The 16,718-nt window shown below is 59.0% G+C and carries 11 protein-coding genes, 2 tRNA genes and 3 rRNA genes; 8 read left to right on the top strand and 8 right to left on the bottom strand.

The window, feature by feature from the left end; all coding sequences use genetic code 11:
• Positions 1-12 precede the first annotated feature (12 nt).
• From ACSQ3S_RS10285 to ACSQ3S_RS10265, 5 genes are all read left to right on the top strand, one after another.
• On the top strand, positions 13-699 hold the full coding sequence (locus ACSQ3S_RS10285; protein WP_436142298.1) for a chemotaxis protein CheW: 687 nt from the start codon (positions 13-15) through the stop codon (positions 697-699).
• Positions 696-2,957, top strand: coding sequence for a hybrid sensor histidine kinase/response regulator (locus tag ACSQ3S_RS10280; protein WP_436142297.1), 2,262 nt, complete (start codon positions 696-698; stop codon positions 2,955-2,957). The genes ACSQ3S_RS10285 and ACSQ3S_RS10280 overlap by 4 nt, the downstream gene beginning before the upstream one ends.
• The gene (gene cheB / locus ACSQ3S_RS10275; protein WP_353405557.1) at positions 2,954-4,006 is read left to right on the top strand and encodes a chemotaxis-specific protein-glutamate methyltransferase CheB; all 1,053 of its coding nucleotides are present in this window, start codon (positions 2,954-2,956) and stop codon (positions 4,004-4,006) included. The genes ACSQ3S_RS10280 and cheB overlap by 4 nt, the downstream gene beginning before the upstream one ends.
• A 70-nt stretch (positions 4,007-4,076) precedes the next feature.
• Entirely contained in the window at positions 4,077-5,141 is a 1,065-nt protein-coding gene (locus ACSQ3S_RS10270; RefSeq protein ID WP_353405558.1) for a GGDEF domain-containing response regulator, read from the top strand.
• Positions 5,138-5,452, top strand: a complete 315-nt coding sequence (locus ACSQ3S_RS10265; protein WP_436142296.1) for a pyrimidine/purine nucleoside phosphorylase — start codon at positions 5,138-5,140, stop codon at positions 5,450-5,452. Before ACSQ3S_RS10270 ends, ACSQ3S_RS10265 begins: the two co-directional genes overlap by 4 nt.
• Positions 5,453-5,532: 80 nt before the next feature.
• Here the strand turns inward: ACSQ3S_RS10265 and murB are convergent, their stop codons facing one another.
• On the bottom strand, positions 5,533-6,561 hold the full coding sequence (murB, locus tag ACSQ3S_RS10260; RefSeq protein ID WP_413449680.1) for a UDP-N-acetylmuramate dehydrogenase: 1,029 nt from the start codon (positions 6,559-6,561) through the stop codon (positions 5,533-5,535).
• Positions 6,562-6,716: 155 nt separating this feature from the next.
• On the opposite strand from murB, the gene ACSQ3S_RS10255 reads away from it, so the two are divergent.
• Together ACSQ3S_RS10255 and ACSQ3S_RS10250 are read left to right on the top strand one after the other, a co-directional pair.
• The gene (locus ACSQ3S_RS10255) at positions 6,717-7,202 is read left to right on the top strand and encodes a YajQ family cyclic di-GMP-binding protein (RefSeq protein WP_176653514.1); all 486 of its coding nucleotides are present in this window, start codon (positions 6,717-6,719) and stop codon (positions 7,200-7,202) included.
• A gap of 163 nt (positions 7,203-7,365) precedes the next feature.
• Complete coding sequence (locus ACSQ3S_RS10250; protein ID WP_176653513.1) at positions 7,366-8,622, top strand: nitronate monooxygenase; 1,257 nt, start codon at positions 7,366-7,368, stop codon at positions 8,620-8,622.
• A gap of 32 nt (positions 8,623-8,654) precedes the next feature.
• Here ACSQ3S_RS10250 and ACSQ3S_RS10245 read toward each other — a convergent pair whose 3' ends face one another.
• The 7 genes from ACSQ3S_RS10245 to ACSQ3S_RS10215 all read right to left on the bottom strand — a co-directional run bounded on the left by ACSQ3S_RS10245 (position 8,655) and on the right by ACSQ3S_RS10215 (position 15,594).
• On the bottom strand, positions 8,655-9,590 hold the full coding sequence (locus tag ACSQ3S_RS10245) for an exopolyphosphatase (protein WP_436142295.1): 936 nt from the start codon (positions 9,588-9,590) through the stop codon (positions 8,655-8,657).
• Positions 9,591-9,803: 213 nt separating this feature from the next.
• Positions 9,804-9,916: ribosomal RNA gene (gene rrf, locus ACSQ3S_RS10240) — 5S ribosomal RNA — on the bottom strand.
• A gap of 130 nt (positions 9,917-10,046) precedes the next feature.
• Positions 10,047-12,921 (bottom strand): 23S ribosomal RNA (locus ACSQ3S_RS10235).
• Between the two features lie 222 nt (positions 12,922-13,143).
• Positions 13,144-13,219: transfer RNA gene (locus tag ACSQ3S_RS10230), tRNA-Ala, on the bottom strand.
• A 24-nt stretch (positions 13,220-13,243) separates the two neighbouring features.
• Positions 13,244-13,320 (bottom strand) — tRNA-Ile (locus tag ACSQ3S_RS10225).
• A 78-nt stretch (positions 13,321-13,398) separates the two neighbouring features.
• Positions 13,399-14,927, bottom strand: a 16S ribosomal RNA gene (locus ACSQ3S_RS10220).
• The 16S, 23S and 5S rRNA genes sit together here with 2 tRNA genes alongside, the layout of an rRNA operon.
• A 382-nt stretch (positions 14,928-15,309) precedes the next feature.
• Positions 15,310-15,594, bottom strand: coding sequence for an SDR family NAD(P)-dependent oxidoreductase (locus ACSQ3S_RS10215; protein WP_353405606.1), 285 nt, complete (start codon positions 15,592-15,594; stop codon positions 15,310-15,312).
• A gap of 187 nt (positions 15,595-15,781) precedes the next feature.
• Between ACSQ3S_RS10215 and ACSQ3S_RS10210 the strand changes: the two genes are divergently transcribed.
• Positions 15,782-16,678 (top strand): AraC family transcriptional regulator, encoded by an 897-nt coding sequence (locus ACSQ3S_RS10210; protein WP_176656079.1) that lies wholly within the window; start codon positions 15,782-15,784, stop codon positions 16,676-16,678.
• Positions 16,679-16,718 lie beyond the last annotated feature (40 nt).

Raw genomic sequence — 16,718 nt, 5'->3', positions numbered from 1 at the left:
AGGCGCCCACTCATGACGACTACACTCCCTCCCATCGCCGTCGCCGACATCGACGACTGCTGGAACCGCATCGGCGTGGTCGGCGACCAAAGCTGCGAAAAGCTCAAGCAGTTCGTCCACTGCCGCAATTGCGATGTGTATGCGGCGGCGGCCCAGCGCAACCTGCAGCGCACCGTCGGCGAGGACTACAGGAAGGACTGGGCCGCGCACTTCCGCCAGGCCGCCACCGACACCGAGCTGCTCGACGCCTCCTGCCTGGTATTCCGCATCGGCCGCGAATGGCTGTCGCTGCCCACCACGATGTTCGTCTCGGTGGCGCCGACGGCCAAGCCGCACCGCCTGCCGCACCGCGCGGCGCGCGGGCTGGGGGGCATCGTCAATGTCGGCGGCACGCTGTATCCGTGCATGTCGCTGGCGGCGCTGCTGGACATCGACGAAACCCAGGGCGAGGCGGCCACCAACCGGCATACCTTTGCCCGCCTGCTGCTGACGCAATGGGAGAACCAGGCCTATGCGCTGCCGGTGGCCGACCTGCACGGCATCCTGCGCTACGCCTCCGGCACGGTGCACGCGCCGGCCGCCACCATCAACAAAGGGCTGTCGCGCTTCCTGACGGGCGTGATAGCGCACGAGGACATGCACATCGGCGTGCTCGATGCGGCGCTGATCGGCTACCAACTTGCGAGAACACTGCGATGAGCCAGGATAACGACAACCAGGGCGGAGGAGACCTGAGCCAGTTCTCCATGCTGGACCTGTTCCGCATGGAGGCGGACAGCCAGACCCAGATCCTGACGGAAGGCCTGCTGGCCATGGAGCGCATCAAGGGCGACGCCAGCGCCGTCGAATCGATGATGCGCGCGGCGCACTCGATCAAGGGCGCCGCCGCCATCGTCGGCCTGGAAGTGGTGGTGCAGCTGGCGCACGGCATGGAGGACGCCTTCATCGCCGCCCAGCATGGCAAGCTGGCGCTGACGCCGAATCGGGTGGACGTGCTGCTTGCCGGCGTCGACCTGATCCTGCAGGCGTCGCGCCTGCAGGACAGCGGCGTCGAGGCCTGGCTGGCAGCCAACGGCGGCCAGATCACGCGTACGCTCGACTCCATCGCCACCATCGCTTTCCTGCCGGAGCCGGTCAGCCAGCAGGCGGAAACGGAGCCGCCGCCGCGGACAGCCATCCCCACGCCCGTGCCCGACGATGCGCCGGCGACCGCCTCGCGCCTGCCCGCCATGAAGCATGCGCAGAACTTCGACAAGCTGCTGTCGCTGGCCAGCGAATCGCGCATCAACGCGCACCAGATGCATCCCTTCATCCAGGATATGCAGCGCTTCAAGCGCAGCCAGAGCAGCCTGTTCTCGCTGATCGAGCAGCTGCACGAGGCGATCTCCAACGGCAGCGACGCCAGTTTGAAAGAGAAATCCCTGCTGGCGCTGCAGAAGAGCCATCCGCTCAAGCAGTTCGTGCTGGAGCACATCGCCGACATCGAAGCCTACGAGCGCCGCCTGCTGGCCGTCTCGCAAGGCATGGTGGATGAAGTGCTGACGCTGCGCATGCGCCCCTTCCGCGACGGCGTGCAGGCCTTCCCGCGCATGGTGCGCGACCTCGCCCGCGGCATGGGCAAGGACGTGCGGCTACGGATCGTCGGCGAGGATACGCTGGTCGACCGCGACATCCTGGCCAGGATCGAAAGTCCGCTCAACCACATGCTGCGCAACGCCGTCGATCACGGCATGGAGCCGCCGTCCGAGCGCCTGGCCGCCGGCAAGCCGGAGAGCGGCACCATCGTGCTCGAAGCGAAACACCGCGCCGGCATGCTCAGCATCGAAATCAGCGACGACGGCCGCGGCGTGGACCTGGAAAAAATCCGCCTCCGCGTGGTCGAGCGCAAGATGGCCAGCCCGCAGATGGCGGCCTCGCTGTCGCCGGCCGAGCTGCTAGAGTTCCTGTTCCTGCCCGCCTTCAGCCTGAAGGAAAGCACCACCGAGATTTCCGGGCGCGGCGTCGGCCTGGACATCGTGCATGAAACCATACGCGCGCAAAACGGCACGGTGCGCATCGAATCCGAGCTGGGCGCGGGCTTCCGCGCCTACATCACGCTGCCGTTGACGCAATCGATCGTGCGCGCGCTGGTGACCGACGTCAAGGGCGAGGCCTACGCCGTACCCATCGTGCAGGTGGAACGCGTGATCAAGGTGCCGCAGTCGGCCATCCACACGCTGGAAAACAAGCAGTTCTTCGATTTCAACGGCGAGCATCTCGGCCTGGTGTCGGCCGCGCAGGTGCTGGAACTGGGCGAGACCGGCGCCATCAGCGACGAGCTGTCGGTGGTGGTGGTCGGCAGCGGCGCGCGTCGCTACGCGCTGGTGGTGGACGCCATACGCGGCGAGCAAAGCCTGGCGGTGCAGGCCATCGATCCGATCTTCGGCAAGATGCGCGACATCTCGTCGGCCGCCCTGCTCGACGACGGCGAGCCGGTGCTGATCCTGGACGTGCCGGACCTGCTGCTGTCGATCGACAAGCTGCTGCACGAAGGCGGGCTGCACCAGCTGGCCAAGTCCGACCAGGCCGAGCGCCGTAAGACCAAGCGCATCCTGGTGGTCGACGATTCGCTCACGGTGCGCGAGATGGAGCGCAAGCTGCTGCTCGGCCGGGGCTTCCTGGTCGATATCGCCATCGACGGCATCGACGGCTGGAACGTGGTGCGCAGCGGCGACTACGACCTGGTGATCACCGACGTCGACATGCCGCGCATGGACGGCATCGAGCTGGTCACACTGATCAAAAAGGACATTCACCTGCATAAACTGCCAGTCATGATAGTCTCTTACAAAGATCGACCGGAAGACCGCGCCCGCGGGCTGTCGGCCGGCGCCGACTATTACCTGACCAAGGGCAGTTTCCACGACGAGACGCTGCTCGACGCCGTCAACGATTTGATTGGGGACGCCCACAGATGAAGATCGCCATCGCCAACGATGTCGCCATGGCAGCCGAAGCGCTGCGGCGCGTGGTCGCCAGCACCGCCGAGCACCAGGTGCTGTGGATCGCCCGTACCGGCGTGGAAGCGGTGCGCATGTGCGCCGAGAACCGCCCGGACCTGATCCTGATGGACCTGAACATGCCGGAGATGGACGGCGTCGAGGCGACCCGCGTGATCATGGAGCAAAGCCCGTGCGCCATCCTGGTGGTGACCGGCCGGCCGCAGGACAACGTCAACCAGGTGTTCCGCGCGCTGGGCGCCGGCGCGCTGGACGTGACGGCCACGCCGGTGCTGCAAGGCCAGCCTGGCGGCGACATCGAACTGCTGGCCAAGATCCGCACCATGGACAAGCTGATACGGCACAGCGGCGGCAACCAGGCGATGCTGCCGAAAACGGCGGCCGCCAACGGCAGCGGCAATGGCGTCGTGCTCGATGCGCCGGGCGGTCCGGAGCGCGTCACGTCGCTGCTGGCGATCGGCGCGTCCACCGGCGGCCCGGTGGCGGTGTCCAAGATGCTGGCCGGCTGGAAGCCGCCGCGCGGCTGCGCCGTGGTGGTGGTGCAGCATATCGACCGCCATTTCGCCGACAACTTCGCCCGCTGGCTGGGCGAGCAGCTGGAAATGCCGGTGCGCGCCGCAGAGGAAGGCGACGAGCTGGTGGCCGGCACCGTCCTGATCGCCAAGAGCAACGACCACTTAACGCTGGATCAAAACCATCGCTTGCGTTACGATGCCAACCCGAAGGACTATGCCTACCGTCCCTCGGTCGACGTGTTTTTCCACTGTGTGGCGCAGCACTGGAAGGGCGAGGCGGTCGGCGTGCTGTTGACCGGCATGGGCCGTGACGGCGCAGAGGGCCTGCTGGCCATGCGCCGCGCCGGCCACGCCACCATCGCCCAGGACCAGGCCAGCAGCGCCGTCTACGGCATGCCGCGCGCCGCCGCCGAGCTGGAAGCGGCGCAGATGATTTTACCGCTGGCGAAGATCGGGCCGGTCTTGCGCGGCACCCTAGGCGGACGTTCCTGAACCCAGAACGCCCGCCCGATTTGCACGTCCTGCGCCAGAACGCCCGGGTTCATATTCAAAGAGAACACAGATGTCCGAAGCACTTGTAATCGCAGCCGATCCAGAACAGTCGCTGACTATTTTCAAAGTCCGCGTGCTGCTGGTGGACGATCAGCTGATCATCGTCGAGGCGGTGCGCCGCATGCTGAGCGATCAATCCGATATCGAGTTCCATTACGTGACCGACGCCACGCTGGCCTTGTCGACCGCGCTGCAGCTGCAGCCGACGGTGATCCTGCAGGACCTGGTGATGCCGTCGATCGACGGCTTCGGCGTGATCAAGCTGTATCGCGAGGAGGAGGCGCTGCGCCATGTGCCGGTGATCGTGCTGTCGGCCAAGGAGGACCCGAAACTGAAGGCGCACAGCTTCGCCACCGGCGCCAACGACTACATGGTCAAGCTGCCGGACAAGCTGGAACTGCTGGCGCGCATCCGCTACCACTCGGGCGCCCACATCAGCCGTTTGCAGCGCGACCAGGCCTTCCGCTTCCTGCGCGAGAGCCAGAAGCAGCTGGCCGACGCCAACATCGAACTGCAAAAGCTGGCCGCGCTCGACGGCCTGACCGGCATCGCCAACCGCCGCCGCTTCGACGACACCATGCGCATCGAATGGCAGCGCGGACAGCGCGACCAGAAGCCCTTGACGCTGCTGATGTGCGACGTCGACTTTTTCAAGCTGTACAACGACAGCTTCGGCCACCTGGCGGGCGATTTGTGCCTGAAAAAGGTGGCTGCCGTATTGACCGAACATTTAAAGCGCCCGGCCGACCTGGCCGCGCGCTACGGCGGCGAGGAATTCGCCATTATCCTGCCGGAGACACCACTGACCGGGGCACTGATCGTGGCCGAGTCATGCCGCCGCCACCTGGAACAGCTAGCCATCGAAAACCCGCAAGCGGACACCGAGTTCTCCACCGTCACCATGTCGATCGGCGTGGCCAGCGTGGTGCCGTCGGCGTCCTCCAGTTTCGAGGAGCTGATCCAGCAAGCCGACCAGGCGTTGTATGCCGCCAAGCGCGGCGGCCGTAACCGCGTGGTGAACGCGGCCGACATGCCTGGCATCCCCCCATCGAACCAAGGAAAAACAGCAGCATGAGTGCTCAATTTGATCAAGTCAGCGTCGTCAAGAAATCGAACATCTACTTCGACGGTAAATGCGTCTCGCACAATGTGATCTTCGCGGACGGCAGCAAGAAAAGCGTCGGCGTAATCTTCCCGTCCAGCCTGACCTTCAACACCGGCGCGCCGGAAAAGATGGAAATCATCGGCGGCATGTGCAAGGTGCGCCAGGCCGGCGCCAGCGACTGGCAGACCTACGCGGCCGGCCAGCAATTCGACGTGCCCGGCAATTCGAGCTTCGACATCGAGACCGTCGAGACAGTCGATTACGTCTGCCACTTCGGCTAAAAAACGGCGGGGTCAGTTCCGGCAATCTGCCACGCGTGGCAGATTGCCGGAACTGACCCCGCCGTTTCTGACCTCGATTCTTAGATAAACACCGGCTCCGGTTCCAGCAGCACGCCATAGCGCGCCTGCACGTCGGCCTGGATCGCCTTGGCCAGCGCCACAACGTCGGCGCCGCTCGCACCGCCGTTATTCACCAGCACCAGCGCCTGCTTCGGGTACACGCCCGCCGCGCCCAGGCTGCGCCCCTTCCATCCGCATTGATCGATCAGCCATCCGGCCGCCAGCTTCTCCGTGCCGTCCGGCTGCAGATGGTGCACCAGCGCCGGGAACCGTTCCAGCAACGCCGCGCACTGCGCGCCCGTCACCACCGGATTCTTGAAGAAGCTGCCGGCATTGCCGATCACCGCCGGATCGGGCAGCTTGCGGCGGCGGATCGCGATCACCGTGTCGGCCACCTGGCGCGCGGTCGGTTCAGCAATGCCCTGCTCCGCCACCGCCTGCGCCAGTTCCGCATAACGCAGGTTCGGCTGCCACTGCTTCGGCAGCGCAAAGGTCACGTCGAGTATGATCAGCTGACGGCCGCCGTCCTGCTTGAACACGCTGTCGCGATAGGCGAAGCGGCAGGCCGCCGCATCCATCGCGCGCGTCGTGCCGCTGGCCGGATCGAACACCGTCACGCTGTGAAACACGTCCTTGGTCTCCAGGCCGTAGGCGCCGATGTTCTGGATCGGCGCCGCACCGACGGTGCCGGGGATCAGCGACAGATTCTCCAGCCCGCCCAAGCCCTGATCCAGCGTCCACTGCACGAATTCGTGCCAGTTCTCGCCGGCTGCCGCGCGCACATAGTGGCAGCGCTCGTCCCCGCCGACGATCTCGCGGCCCAGCAATGCGATGTGCAAAACCAGCCCGTTGAAGTCGCCGGTCAGCAGCAGATTGCTGCCGCCCCCCAGCACCAGCCGCGGCGAAGCGGCCCATACGGGATCTGACAAAACGCCGAGCAACTGCTCTGTTTCCGTCACGCGCAAATACGCGCGCGCGGTCGCGGCGATGCCGAAAGTGTTGAGGGACTGCAGTGGGAACTGATGCTGGATGAGGGACTGTGGATGCATGAAGGGGAAAACCAGGAAATTTCATCGATTATAGAGCCAAACAAGTAAAAAACCACCGCCGATATGGCGGCACGGAGCCGGTTGTCCGTTAAAATGTCAGTCTTTGATGCAGCGGGTTTGACGCATGTTGCATGCCACACGAAAAGGAAATAGTTATGCCGTCGTTTGATGTAGTCTCCGAAGCCGATATGATCGAAGTGAAGAATGCCGTCGAGCAATCTCAGAAAGAAATCGCCACCCGTTTTGACTTCAAGGGTACCGGCGCCTCCGTCGAGCACAAGGAAAACGAACTGACCGTCGTCGCCGACTCCGAATTCCAGCTGCAGCAGGTGCGCGATGTGCTGACCAACAAGCTGGCCAAGCGCAAGGTCGACGTGCGCTTCCTGGAAGACGGCGACATCAAGAAGGTCGGCGGCGACAAGGTCAAGCAAGTGATCAAGATCAAGAACGGCATCGAGTCCGACGACGCCAAGAAGATCGTGCGCGTCATCAAGGACAGCAAGATGAAAGTGCAAGCCAGCATCCAGGGCGACGCCGTGCGCGTCACCGGCGCCAAGCGCGACGACCTGCAGGCGGCAATGGCCATGCTGCGCAAGGATGTTCCGGAAATGCCGTTGGAATTCAATAACTTCCGCGACTGATCCGCTGCGGCCTCCCCTCCGCGCCGGTTTTTGAGGCGTCACAATGCTGTAGTACACATGGAGTAGAATAAAACTAGCTCCATGCTGGGTACTACCGCGCGACCGCACCATGCATAGCGCCGGGCTCCGTCCCGGCAACCACTACGGTAGTCTAAGGATAGCAATGAAACGTGTTGATGATTTCCGCCTGCGATTTGGCAAAAATGAGTATGTGCCCATCATGGTCGGCGGAATGGGTGTGGATATTTCGACTTCGGAACTGGCGCTGGAGGCGGCCCGCCTGGGCGGCATCGGCCATATCTCCGACGCGATGGTGGAAGATGTGTCGGACCGCAAGTTCGATACCAGCTTCGTCAAGGACAAGACCAAGTTCTACAAGTTCAACATCAACAACATGGACAAGTCCGTGGTGCAGTTCGACCTGGAGCGCCTGGCCGACGCGCAGCGCCGCCACATCGGCGCCACCATGGCCGCGAAGAAAGGCCCGGGCCTGATCTTCGTCAACTGCATGGAAAAGCTGACCATGAACGGCCCGCGCGAAACCCTGCGCACCCGTTTGAACGCGGCGCTGGACGCCGGCATCGACGGCATCACGCTGTCGGCCGGCCTGCACTTCGGCTCGTTCGCGCTGATGGCCGACCACCCGCGCTTCCGCGAAGCCAAGCTGGGCATCATCGTGTCGTCGGTGCGCGCGCTGCAGATCTTCCTGCGCAAGAACGCCAAGCTGGACCGCCTGCCGGACTACATCATCGTCGAAGGCCCGCTGGCCGGCGGCCACCTGGGCTTCGGCATGGACTGGGCCGAATACGACCTGATGACCATCACGCAGGAATTGCTGGACTACCTGAAGGCCGAGAACCTGGACATTCCGCTGATCGCGGCCGGCGGCATCTTCACCGGCAGCGACGCCGTGCGCTTCCTCGAAGCGGGCGCGGCGGGCGTGCAGGTGGCGACCCGCTTCACCGTCACCAACGAGTGCGGCCTGCCGGCCAAGGTCAAGCAGGAATACTTCAAGGCGTCGGAAGAAGACATCATCGTCAACGGCATCTCGCCGACCGGCTATCCGATGCGCATGCTGAAGAGCACGCCGGCGATCGGCGCCGGCATCCGTCCGGGCTGCGAATCCTACGGCTACCTGCTGGACGCGACCGGCAACTGCGCCTACATCAACTCGTACAACCGCGAAGTGGCGGCGCATCCGGACGAGAAGAACATCGTGGTGATGGACAAGACCTGTTTGTGCACCCACATGCGCAACTTCAACTGCTGGACCTGCGGCCACTACACCTACCGCCTGAAGGATACCTCGCACAAGAAAGCCAACGGCGATTACCAGCTGCTCAGCGCGGAACACGTGTTCAAGGATTACCAGTTCAGCACGGACAACCAGGTCGCCCTTCCTGAAAAAGAGGCGGAATAAGAAAAGGCGCTCAGTGAGCGCCTTTTTTACGTTTAACCCTCGGAATTGATCCTTGCGATCAACGCTCCCAGCACTTCCTCTGAGCGTTCGTTGTCGACCTGGCAGGTGCCGGCGTTCTCATGTCCCCCGCCACCGTATTCCAGCATCAGTGCGCCGATATTGGTCTTCGATGTCTTGTTCAGGATCGACTTGCCGGTGGCGAACACCGTGTTCTGATTCTTCAGACCCCACAGCACGTGAATCGAGATATTCGTCTGCGGGAACATCGCATAGATGATGAAACGGTTGCCGGCGAAGATGACCTCCTCGTTGCGCAAGTCCAGCACCACCAGGTTCTTGTGGATGGTGGCGCAACGGCGGATCTGCTCCTTGCACTTTTCGCTGTGCTCGAAGTACAGGTCCTTGCGTTCCTTCACGTCCGGCATTTCCATGATCTGCCCGATCGTGTGGTTCTTGCAGGCGTCGATCAGGTCCATCATCAGATTGTAGTTCGAGATGCGGAACTCGCGGAAGCGGCCCAGGCCGGTGCGCGCGTCCATCAGGAAGTTCAGCAGGTCCCAGCCCTCAGGATTGAGCACTTCCTGCTCGTTGAAGCGGGCCGCGTCGCCCTTGTCCACCGCCACCATCATGTCGTTCCACGACAAGGGGAAGGCCTTTTCGCCGCCGTAGTAGTCGTACACCACACGCGCGGCGGACGGCGCTTCGGGATGGATCACGTGGTTCTTGCGCTCGCCGGTATTGCGGATGGTTTCCGACAAATGGTGGTCAAACGCGATGTGGACGCCGGCGACGTACGGCAAGTTGGTCGTAATATCGTTGTCGCTGATGGCGATTTTGCCATCCTGCATGTCCTTCGGATGGACGAACAGGATTTCGTCGATCATATTCAGGTGCTTCAGCAGTACAGCGCACACCAACCCGTCGAAGTCGCTGCGTGTTACCAGACGATATTTTCTTTCTGCAGACATGAGTGCACCCCTAGTCAATTAAACATTTCACCCCGCACCCTGCCATCTGGTGCAATAGCTAATGATACAACTCAATTCTGTGCCTGCACAGCAATTGGTTCAGCGCGTTGCGTAGAGGCGATTGTCACTGCCGTACAGACGAAAAAAACCCCCACCTGCACTGAACGCGATCTTGAGCGCGTTCTGGCTGGTGGGGGTTTTTAGGTATAACTAGCCTGACGATAACCTACTTTCACACTGGTTGCAGCACTATCATCGGCGCAGAGTTGTTTCACGGTCCTGTTCGGGATGGGAAGGGGTGGGACCAACTTGCTATGGTCATCAGGCATTGACTTGTACGAGCCGCGTTCTTGTGAACGTTGCCCAGAATCTGGAATCGGTAAGTAATTAGGTAATGAAGTTGTATCAACGAACGTTCCAACGTACTTCTCATTCACCATAACCTGCCAAGGTTATAGGGACAAGCCGTACGGGCAATTAGTATCAGTTAGCTTAATGCATTACTGCACTTCCACACCTGACCTATCAACGTCCTGGTCTCGAACGACCCTTCAAAGAGCTCAAGGCTCTGGGAAATCTCATCTTAAGGCAAGTTTCCCGCTTAGATGCTTTCAGCGGTTATCTCTTCCAGACTTAGCTACCCGGCAATGCCACTGGCGTGACAACCGGTACACCAGAGGTCTGTCCACTCCGGTCCTCTCGTACTAGGAGCAGCCCCCTTCAAATTTCCAACGCCCACGGCAGATAGGGACCAAACTGTCTCACGACGTTTTAAACCCAGCTCACGTACCACTTTAAATGGCGAACAGCCATACCCTTGGGACCGGCTACAGCCCCAGGATGTGATGAGCCGACATCGAGGTGCCAAACTCCCCCGTCGATATGAACTCTTGGGAGGAATCAGCCTGTTATCCCCAGAGTACCTTTTATCCGTTGAGCGATGGCCCTTCCATACAGAACCACCGGATCACTATGTCCTACTTTCGTACCTGCTCGACTTGTCAGTCTCGCAGTTAAGCACGCTTATGCCATTGCACTATTAGCACGATGTCCGACCGTACCTAGCGTACCTTCGAACTCCTCCGTTACACTTTAGGAGGAGACCGCCCCAGTCAAACTGCCTACCATGCACTGTCCCCGATCCGGATAACGGACCAAGGTTAGAACCTCAAACAAACCAGGGTGGTATTTCAAGGTTGGCTCCACGGGAACTGGCGTCCCCGCTTCAAAGCCTCCCACCTATCCTACACAGATTGGTTCAAAGTCCAATGCAAAGCTACAGTAAAGGTTCATGGGGTCTTTCCGTCTAGCCGCGGGTAGATTGCATCATCACAAACACTTCAACTTCGCTGAGTCTCGGGAGGAGACAGTGTGGCCATCGTTACGCCATTCGTGCAGGTCGGAACTTACCCGACAAGGAATTTCGCTACCTTAGGACCGTTATAGTTACGGCCGCCGTTTACTGGGACTTCAATCAAGAGCTTGCACCCCATCATTTAATCTTCCAGCACCGGGCAGGCGTCACACCCTATACGTCCACTTTCGTGTTTGCAGAGTGCTGTGTTTTTATTAAACAGTCGCAGCCACCAGTTTATTGCAACCCGTTCACCCTTCTGGCGCAAGCCAGTCAAGCTACAAGGGCGTACCTTTTCCCGAAGTTACGGTACCAATTTGCCGAGTTCCTTCTCCCGAGTTCTCTCAAGCGCCTTAGAATACTCATCTCGCCCACCTGTGTCGGTTTGCGGTACGGTCTCGTATGACTGAAGCTTAGAGGCTTTTCTTGGAACCACTTCCGATTGCTTCAGTGCCTAAGCACCTCGTCCCAGTCCCTTGAATCCTGCGCCCGGATTTGCCTAAGCGCCTTCTATGAACCAGAAACTGCCTATTCCAACAGGCAGACAACCTTCCGCGATCCGTCCCCCCATCGCATCATACGACGGTGCAGGAATATTAACCTGCTTCCCATCAGCTACGCATCTCTGCCTCGCCTTAGGGGCCGACTCACCCTGCTCCGATGAACGTTGAACAGGAAACCTTGGGCTTACGGCGTGGGGGCTTTTCACCCCCATTATCGCTACTCATGTCAGCATTCGCACTTCTGATACCTCCAGCATCCTTTACAAGACACCTTCGCAGGCTTACAGAACGCTCTCCTACCATATCCATTACTGGATATCCGCAGCTTCGGTGACTGGCTTAGCCCCGTTACATCTTCCGCGCAGGACGACTCGATCAGTGAGCTATTACGCTTTCTTTAAATGATGGCTGCTTCTAAGCCAACATCCTGACTGTTTTAGCCTTCCCACTTCGTTTTCCACTTAGCCAATCTTTGGGACCTTAGCTGGCGGTCTGGGTTGTTTCCCTCTTGACGCCGGACGTTAGCACCCGACGTCTGTCTCCCAAGCTCGCACTCATCGGTATTCGGAGTTTGCAATGGTTTGGTAAGTCGCGATGACCCCCTAGCCATAACAGTGCTCTACCCCCGATGGTGATACTTGAGGCACTACCTAAATAGTTTTCGGAGAGAACCAGCTATTTCCAAGTTTGTTTAGCCTTTCACCCCTACCCACAGCTCATCCCCTAATTTTTCAACATTAGTGGGTTCGGACCTCCAGTGCGTGTTACCGCACCTTCATCCTGGCCATGAGTAGATCACTTGGTTTCGGGTCTACACCCAGCGACTATCGCCCTGTTCGGACTCGATTTCTCTACGGCTTCCCTATATGGTTAACCTTGCCACTGAATGTAAGTCGCTGACCCATTATACAAAAGGTACGCAGTCACGGAACAAGTCCGCTCCTACTGTTTGTATGCACACGGTTTCAGGATCTATTTCACTCCCCTCCCGGGGTTCTTTTCGCCTTTCCCTCACGGTACTGGTTCACTATCGGTCGATTACGAGTATTTAGCCTTGGAGGATGGTCCCCCCATATTCAGACAGGATTTCTCGTGTCCCGCCCTACTTGTCGCACGCTTAGTTCCACACATCGCATTTCGAATACGGGGCTATCACCCGCTATGGCTCCTATTTCCAGAGGATTCTTCTATGCGTCATGCTAAAACGTGCAGGCTCTTCCCATTTCGCTCGCCACTACTTTGGGAATCTCGGTTGATTTATTTTCCTGCAGCTACTTAGATGTTTCAGTTCGCCGCGTTCGCCTTGCATGCCTATGTATTCAGCATGCAATACCCATAAAGGGTGGGTTTCCCCATTCGGAAATCTGCGGATCAAAGCTTGTTTGCTAGCTCCCCGCAGCTTATCGCAAGCTACTACGTCCTTCATCGCCTGTAATCGCCAAGGCATCCACCATGTGCACTTATTCACTTGTCCCTATAACGTTAGCCCCTTGCGACTAAACAAAGGAGCGGTTATAGAAATAAGAAGTACTACGTTGTTGCGTTTGTTGATACATACAATCATTACCCATCGTATCCGCCTGTCGGCGAACACGATCAATAAAAATTTACTTACTTCTTCCAGATTGTTAAAGAACGTACAGCACTTGATCTCTAAAAGATCAAATCTAAAGGCTTACCCTTACATTTGAACTCTTGGTGGAGGATGACGGGATCGAACCGACGACCCCCTGCTTGCAAAGCAGGTGCTCTCCCAGCTGAGCTAATCCCCCTGAGATTTACTACAAGGCAGAAACTGGTAGGGCTGGTTGGACTCGAACCAACGACCCCCGCGTTATCAACACGGTGCTCTAACCAGCTGAGCTACAGCCCCAAATGCTGTTCTTTAATATTGACAGTCGATAAGTGTGAACGCTTGATGAGTAGTCATTGCTGACCAGTGCTACTCTAGAAAGGAGGTGATCCAGCCGCACCTTCCGATACGGCTACCTTGTTACGACTTCACCCCAGTCACGAATCCTACCGTGGTAAGCGCCCTCCTTGCGGTTAAGCTACCTACTTCTGGTAAAACCCGCTCCCATGGTGTGACGGGCGGTGTGTACAAGACCCGGGAACGTATTCACCGCGACATGCTGATCCGCGATTACTAGCGATTCCAACTTCATGCAGTCGAGTTGCAGACTACAATCCGGACTACGATACACTTTCTGGGATTAGCTCCCCCTCGCGGGTTGGCGGCCCTCTGTATGTACCATTGTATGACGTGTGAAGCCCTACCCATAAGGGCCATGAGGACTTGACGTCATCCCCACCTTCCTCCGGTTTGTCACCGGCAGTCTCATTAGAGTGCCCTTTCGTAGCAACTAATGACAAGGGTTGCGCTCGTTGCGGGACTTAACCCAACATCTCACGACACGAGCTGACGACAGCCATGCAGCACCTGTGTACTGGTTCTCTTTCGAGCACTCCTCAATCTCTCAAGGATTCCAGCCATGTCAAGGGTAGGTAAGGTTTTTCGCGTTGCATCGAATTAATCCACATCATCCACCGCTTGTGCGGGTCCCCGTCAATTCCTTTGAGTTTTAATCTTGCGACCGTACTCCCCAGGCGGTCTACTTCACGCGTTAGCTGCGTTACCAAGTCAATTAAGACCCGACAACTAGTAGACATCGTTTAGGGCGTGGACTACCAGGGTATCTAATCCTGTTTGCTCCCCACGCTTTCGTGCATGAGCGTCAGTTTTGACCCAGGGGGCTGCCTTCGCCATCGGTGTTCCTCCACATATCTACGCATTTCACTGCTACACGTGGAATTCTACCCCCCTCTGCCAAACTCTAGCCTTGCAGTCTCCATCGCCATTCCCAGGTTGAGCCCGGGGATTTCACGACAGACTTACAAAACCGCCTGCGCACGCTTTACGCCCAGTAATTCCGATTAACGCTTGCACCCTACGTATTACCGCGGCTGCTGGCACGTAGTTAGCCGGTGCTTATTCTTCAGGTACCGTCATTAGCCACCTGTATTAGAGGTAGCCGTTTCTTCCCTGACAAAAGAGCTTTACAACCCGAAGGCCTTCTTCACTCACGCGGCATTGCTGGATCAGGCTTGCGCCCATTGTCCAAAATTCCCCACTGCTGCCTCCCGTAGGAGTCTGGACCGTGTCTCAGTTCCAGTGTGGCTGGTCGTCCTCTCAGACCAGCTACTGATCGATGCCTTGGTGGGCCTTTACCCCACCAACTAGCTAATCAGATATCGGCCGCTCCAGGAGCATGAGGTCTTGCGATCCCCCACTTTCATCCTTAGATCGTATGCGGTATTAGCGTAACTTTCGCTACGTTATCCCCCACTCCAGGGTACGTTCCGATATATTACTCACCCGTTCGCCACTCGCCGCCAGGTTGCCCCGCGCTGCCGTTCGACTTGCATGTGTAAGGCATGCCGCCAGCGTTCAATCTGAGCCAGGATCAAACTCTTCAGTTTAATCTCTGTTACTTTGACACTTTCGTGTCACCAGCATTTCTGCTGGGTCGCTCACTCAAAATACTGACAGGCCACTATTTTCATAGCGCCTATTTCATTACTTCTTGTGAACATTTGATATTTTTTAAGTTTCACGAAACCCGAAGGTCTCGTGTGCACTTCCATCAAACGTCCACACTTATCGACTGTTAATTTTTAAAGAACTTTGTTTGGTACTGCTTGCTGAAGAAGCGTTGTGTTCATCAGCGAAGAGGCAAGATTATGAACTGTTTCGTATATCTCGTCAACCCTCTTTTTCCCCCGCTTCACTCTGCATTTGCACGCACCGTTTTGCGGGGAGGCGAACTATAGCAAAGGCCTGCATGAATTGGCAAGGACTTTCCTAGGCATTGTGAATGATGGCATCCACACGCTTGTGCACGTCTTCGGCGAACGCCAGGAACTCGCGCATCTCGTCCGGCTGCGTGACGTCCAGCGCATACCATTCGGCAGAACCTCCGGCCTTGCGGATCTCAGTGACCAGCGCGTGCAACTTGTTGGAGCGGCGCGCACCGAGCACCACATGATGTCCCTCGCCCGCCAACTGGCGCGCCGTTGCCGGACCGCTTCCCCGGCAGGCGCCGGCAATCAGGATAACCTTTCGATGTGTTTGTGTAGCTGCTGTCATGATGCGGTCCTTTCAAAGCAATAACACCAGACTGCATCTTACGGCCCCAGGCGAATGCTGCGAATGCACATGACTATGGACTTATTGCCTAATCCTATAGAACCGCACGACAGCGGTGGCGATGAGCGGAGGAATCATGGATCATTCCTATTCATCAGCGAATTTCGAAGGAGTCGGCGTGGAACGCATGATCGCCCTGCATCAACAACTGGCGCAAAACGAGGGTTATACCCTGACGGCACTGGACGACGTCCGCCTGACGCGCTCCAATTGCAGCACCACCAAGACCCCCGCCATGTCCGATCCCTGCATCGCCATCGTGCTGCAGGGACGCAAGCGCGCCTACTTCGGCAACGACGTGCTGCAGTTCGATGCGGACCACTATCTGGTCGTCGCCGTCCCCATGCCCTTCACCAGCACCACCGACGCCACCGAGGAAGAGCCCTTCCTTGGGTTGTCGATCCGGGTCGACCGCACCACGCTGGCTGACCTGATGTTCACCATCGATCAGACCCAGAACGACACCCCAGCCATGCCCAAGGGCATGATGACCACGCGCATGGATGAGCGACTGAGCGAAACCGTGCTGCGCCTGCTTGAAGCGCTGAGCTCGCCGCTGGAGGCGCGCGTGCTCGGACCAGGCATCGTGCGCGAAATCTGCTACCGTGTGCTGATGGGAGAACAAGGTGCGGCAATGCGCGCGGCGCTGACCAGCCAGGGCCAGTTCGGCCGCATAGCCAAGGCGCTGCGCCGCATCCACGCCGACTACGCGGCCGACATCGATGTCGGCACGCTGGCGGCCGAGGCCAGCATGAGCGTGCCGGCCTTCCATGTTCATTTCAAATCGGTGACGCAGTGCTCGCCGATCCAGTACCTGAAATCGGCCCGCCTGCACCAGGCCCGGCTGCTGATGGCGCGCAGCGACATGACGGCGCAAGCTGCGTCGGCCCAGGTGGGCTATGAAAGCCCATCGCAATTCAGCCGCGAGTTCAAGCGCTACTTCGGCCGCAGTCCCGGTGAAGAAGCCAGCGCCATGCGGCGCTACCTGGCCGTGCAGCCGGCGGAAACGGCAAGATTGCCTTAGATAACGCTGTCCGCTTTCGCTCCCGTCATCCACGCTCGCT

The sequence above is a fragment of the Duganella sp. LjRoot269 genome, from assembly GCF_964254095.1.
Lineage (GTDB): Bacteria > Pseudomonadota > Gammaproteobacteria > Burkholderiales > Burkholderiaceae_D > Rugamonas > Rugamonas hordei.
Note: the sequence above shows the minus strand (reverse complement) of the source record. Positions and strands in the feature narration are given on the sequence as shown.